Annotated in this window: 6 protein-coding genes; 3 read left to right on the forward strand and 3 right to left on the reverse strand. The window is 71.4% G+C overall.

Translation table 11 applies throughout. The features are described from left to right. A partial coding sequence (locus tag HUX53_RS28560) for an acyl-CoA dehydrogenase family protein (RefSeq protein WP_176406313.1) occupies positions 1-146 on the reverse strand: 146 nt, incomplete at its 3' end. Positions 147-260: 114 nt separating this feature from the next. Between HUX53_RS28560 and HUX53_RS28565 the strand changes: the two genes are divergently transcribed. Both HUX53_RS28565 and HUX53_RS28570 read left to right on the forward strand, forming a co-directional pair. Beyond that, the gene (locus HUX53_RS28565) at positions 261-1,595 is read left to right on the forward strand and encodes a UDP-glucose/GDP-mannose dehydrogenase family protein (protein WP_176406314.1); all 1,335 of its coding nucleotides are present in this window, start codon (positions 261-263) and stop codon (positions 1,593-1,595) included. A gap of 40 nt (positions 1,596-1,635) precedes the next feature. Further along, positions 1,636-2,049, forward strand: a complete 414-nt coding sequence (locus HUX53_RS28570) for a CoA-binding protein (protein ID WP_176406315.1) — start codon at positions 1,636-1,638, stop codon at positions 2,047-2,049. Between the two features lie 4 nt (positions 2,050-2,053). Here HUX53_RS28570 and purE read toward each other — a convergent pair whose 3' ends face one another. Both purE and HUX53_RS28580 read right to left on the reverse strand, forming a co-directional pair. After that, positions 2,054-2,521, reverse strand: coding sequence for a 5-(carboxyamino)imidazole ribonucleotide mutase (purE, locus tag HUX53_RS28575; protein WP_176406317.1), 468 nt, complete (start codon positions 2,519-2,521; stop codon positions 2,054-2,056). 23 nt (positions 2,522-2,544) lie between these two features. Further along, entirely contained in the window at positions 2,545-3,714 is a 1,170-nt protein-coding gene (locus tag HUX53_RS28580; RefSeq protein ID WP_309237479.1) for a 5-(carboxyamino)imidazole ribonucleotide synthase, read from the reverse strand. Between the two features lie 221 nt (positions 3,715-3,935). On the opposite strand from HUX53_RS28580, the gene HUX53_RS28585 reads away from it, so the two are divergent. Then, the coding region (locus HUX53_RS28585; protein ID WP_309237480.1) for a GtrA family protein at positions 3,936-4,382 on the forward strand (447 nt) is incomplete at its 3' end.

Genomic DNA, 4,382 nt, shown 5'->3' on the forward strand with positions numbered 1-4,382 from the left:
GCGTCCAGGGCCTCCTGCGGGAACCGGGACTCCTCGTCCACCTCCGCCGCGAAAGGAGCGATCTTGGCCTCGGCCAGCTCACGCACCGTACGCCGCAGCAGCTCATGCTCCTCGGACGGCGCATACGTGGGAAAGTCAGAACTCATGCCGCAGATGCTACCCGCCAGTAGGGGTTGCCGGGCGGCGCAGGTACCCGCCCGCAGTGGGCACGTGTTCAATGGGGCCGCTAGTCGGCGACGGAGATTCGAAGGGAGCAGGCCTTGACCCACCGGCTGACGGTCATCGGAACCGGGTACCTCGGTGCCACCCATGCGGCGTGCATGGCCGACCTGGGGTTCGAGGTGCTCGGGCTCGATGTGGACGCGGAGCGGATCGCGCGGCTGTCGGCCGGCGACCTGCCCTTCTACGAGCCCGGGCTGGAGCCCGTGCTGCGCCGCGGCCTGGAGACCGGGCGGCTGCGGTTCACCACGTCCTACGCGGAGGCCGCGGAGTTCGGCGACGTCCACTTCGTGTGCGTGGGGACGCCGCAGAAGGCCGGGGAGTACGCGGCCGACCTGCGCTACGTCGACGAGGCGATCGCGACGCTGGCGCCGCTGCTGCAGCGGCCCTGCCTGGTCGTCGGCAAGTCGACCGTGCCGGTGGGGACGGCCGAGCGGCTGGCGGAGACCCTGAGCCGGGTCGCTCCGGCCGGGGGCGACGCCGTGCTCGCGTGGAACCCGGAGTTCCTGCGCGAGGGGTTCGCCGTCCAGGACACCCTGCACCCCGACCGGATCGTCGCCGGGCTGCCCGCCGAGCAGGGCGCCGCCGAGCACGCCGAGAAGGTGCTCCGCGAGATCTACCGGACGATGATCGCCGAGGGCACCCCGTTCATCACCGCCGACTTCCCGACCGCCGAGTTGGTGAAGGTGTCGGCCAACGCGTTCCTCGCCACCAAGATCTCGTTCATCAACGCGATGGCGGAGGTCTGCGAGGCCGCGCACGCCGATGTGACGAAGCTCTCCGAAGCCTTGTCGTACGACGACCGGATCGGCGGCAAGTTCCTCGGCCCCGGGCTCGGTTTCGGCGGCGGCTGCCTGCCGAAGGACATCCGGGCGTTCATGGCGCGGGCCGGTGAACTGGGCGCCGACCAGGCGCTGACGTTCTTGCGCGAGGTCGACGAGATCAACATCCGGCGGCGCATAAGGATGGTGGACCTCGCCCGGCAGCTCCTCGGCGGCTCGTTCGTCGGACGGACGGTCGGCGTCCTCGGCGCCGCGTTCAAGCCGAACTCCGACGACGTCCGCGACTCCCCCGCGCTGGACGTGGCCGCGTCCATCAGGGCCCAGGGCGCCAAGGTGACCGTCTACGACCCGCAGGCCATGCGGAACGCGCGCCGCGCCCAGCCGTCCCTGGAGTACGGCGACTCGGCACTGTCCGCGGCCCGCGACGCGCACGTCGTGCTGCTGCTGACCGAGTGGGCCGAGTTCCGGGGCATGGACCCGTCCGCGCTGGCCGAGGTCGTCGCCGAACGCAACATCGTGGACGGGCGCAACGCCCTCGACCCCGAGCGGTGGCGCGCGGCCGGCTGGAACTACCGGGCCCTCGGACGTCCCTGAACCGGGGAAGCAAAGGCTTACCCGCGCTGTTGTCGTGGACATGGCTGACGAATTCGCCGACCAGGACGTGATCCGGCGGCTGCTGAAGGAGTCCGGTACGTGGGCGTTCGTCGGGCTCGCCGACAACCCCGCGCGCGAGGTCTACAACCAGGCCCGGCTGATGCAGCAGCGCGGGAAGCGGATCGTTCCCGTCCACCCCGACGCCCGCGAGGTGCTCGGCGAGCAGGGGTACGCGTCGATCACCGACGTCCCCGGCGAGGTGGACGTGGTGGGCGTCTACCGGCGCGCCGAGTACGCGGGGCAGGCGGTGGACGAGGCGATCGCGGCCGGCGCGAAGGCCGTGTGGCTGCCGCTCGACGTGGTCGACGAGGCGGCGGCGCGGCGCGCGAAGGACGCCGGGCTCGACGTCGTCATGGACCGCTGCCCCGCCGTCGAATGGGCCCGGCGCGGCTGAGCGCTCAGAGCTTCTCGCGGAGCCGCGCGCCCTTCGCCTTCGCCTGGCCGTAGAGGTCCTGCTGGAACACCGTCATCTTGGCCCGCAGTTCCTCGTCGGACGCGGCCAGGATGCGGACGGCCAGCAGCCCGGCGTTGCGGGCGGCGCCCACCGCGACCGTCGCGACCGGGACGCCGGCGGGCATCTGCACGATCGACAGCAGCGAGTCCATGCCGTCCAGGTACTTCAGCGGGACGGGGACGCCGATCACCGGCAGCGGCGTCACCGACGCGAGCATGCCCGGCAGGTGCGCGGCCCCGCCGGCCCCGGCGATGATCACCCGGAGGCCGCGGGCCGCCGCGTCCTCCCCGTAGGCGATCATGTCGTGCGGCATGCGGTGCGCGGACACGACGTCGGCCTCGTAGGGGACGCCGAACTCGGCCAGCGCCTGCGCGGCGCCCTCCATGACGGGCCAGTCCGAGTCACTGCCCATCACCACGCCGACGACCGGATCGGTCACTTGTGCTCCCCCATCTTCGTCCCCCACCGCAGGTAGTCGGCGGCGTGCCGGGCCCGTTCGCGGACGTCGGCGAGGTCGGCGCCGAGCGCGGTCACATGGCCGATCTTGCGGCCGGGACGCGACTCCTTGCCGTACATGTGCACCTTGACGGCCGGGTCGTGGGCCATCACGTGGAAGTAGCGGGAGTAGACGTCCGGGTCGTCGCCGCCGAGCACGTTCGCCATGACCGTGTACGGGGCGGTGGGCTCGGTGGAGCCGAGGGGCAGGTCGAGGACGGCCCGGAGGTGCTGCTCGAACTGCGACGTGCGGGCGCCCTCGATCGTCCAGTGCCCGGAGTTGTGGGGCCGCATGGCCAGCTCGTTAACGAGAAGGCCGTCGCCTGTCTCGAACAGCTCGACCGCCAGCAGCCCGACGACGCCCAGTTCGTCCGCGATGCGCAACGCGAGGCTCTGCGCCTCCGCCGCCAGGTCCTTCGACAGGCCCGGTGCGGGAGCGATCACCTCGGTGCAGATGCCGCCCTCCTGGACGGTCTCCACGATCGGGTACGCGGCGCCCTGCCCGTACGGGGAGCGCGCGACGAGCGCGGCCAGCTCCCGCCGGAACGGGACGTGCTGCTCGACCATCAGATCGACGCCCTCCGCGAGCAGCCGCTCCACCTGGCCGGACGGCTCGTCCACGACCCACACGCCCTTGCCGTCGTAGCCCCCGCGGGTGGCCTTGAGGACCAGCGGCCAGCCGTGCTCGCGGCCGAACTCGTCCAAGAACTCCACCGGCGCCGACGTCGGCACATGCGCGTACGCGGGGCACGGAACGCCGAGGCCGCTGAGCCTGTCCCGCATGAACAGCTTGTCCTGCGCGTGGGCCAGGGCCGCCGCGCCCGGACGGCACGGGACGCCCGACTCCTCCAGCTGCAGGATGTGCGGGCCCGGGACGTGCTCATGGTCGAACGTCACCACGTCGCAGCCCTTGGCGAACGCCAGGAGATCGTGACGGGACCGGTCGTCCCCCACCCGCACGTCGGACACGACCTTGGCCGCCGACTCGTCCGGCGCCCCGGCGAGGACGCGCAGCGACACGCCGAGCGCGATCGCGGCCTGCTGCGTCATCCGGGCGAGCTGCCCCCCGCCCGCCATACCGACGACCGGCGTATCAGGTGGAACTGTCACGTCAGAAGGTTATCGGCCGCCCGCCCCGAACGAATCCACGGCCGCCCGCGTCGTACGTGTGTGGGCATCTCGGCAATGGGCAGGGAACGCCGGGTGAGGGTGAAACGTTCATGTTGCGACGTCCCGGCGGCTACGGGCGTCTATTCTCGTGGTGCCTCCGCATCAGCCGCCGCGCCGTCGGCCGTGGCGTTCGACGAAGTCCGGAAGGACGGTTCCCCTTCGTGAGCCTGGTCGCCTTTCTCCATCGGCGGTTCGCGCACCTCGTGCAGGAACTCGCCAAGTTCGGCAGTGTGGGCGCGATCGCGTTCGTGATCACGGTCGTGATCGGCAACGGCCTGCACACCGGGCTCGGAGTGGGTCCCCTCACGTCCAACGGCGTCGCCACGATCATCGCGACGACGTTCTCGTACCTGGCGAACCGCTACTGGACGTTCCGGCACCGCGACCGCACCGGCCTCGGCCGCGAGTACGTGCTGTTCTTCGCGCTGAACGGCGTCGGCCTCGTGATCACCGAGCTGTTCATCGGCTTCTCGCACTACGTCCTCGGCCTGGACGGCGCCGTCTTCTACAACATCGCGCTGATCATCGGCACCGGCGTGGCGACCCTGTTCCGCTTCTGGTCGTACAAGAAGTGGGTGTTCCTCCCCGCCACCGCCCCGCCCGTGGCC

Source organism: Actinomadura sp. BRA 177, assembly GCF_013372625.1.
GTDB lineage: Bacteria > Actinomycetota > Actinomycetes > Streptosporangiales > Streptosporangiaceae > Spirillospora.

What these genes read in the sequence shown, in the direction of transcription:
- purE (WP_176406317.1), bottom strand. Translation starts at nt 2,521, where the DNA reads ATGGGCAGTGACTCGGACTGGCCCGTCATGGAGGGCGCCGCGCAGGCG.
- HUX53_RS28570 (WP_176406315.1), top strand. Translation starts at nt 1,636, where the DNA reads ATGGCTGACGAATTCGCCGACCAGGACGTGATCCGGCGGCTGCTGAAG.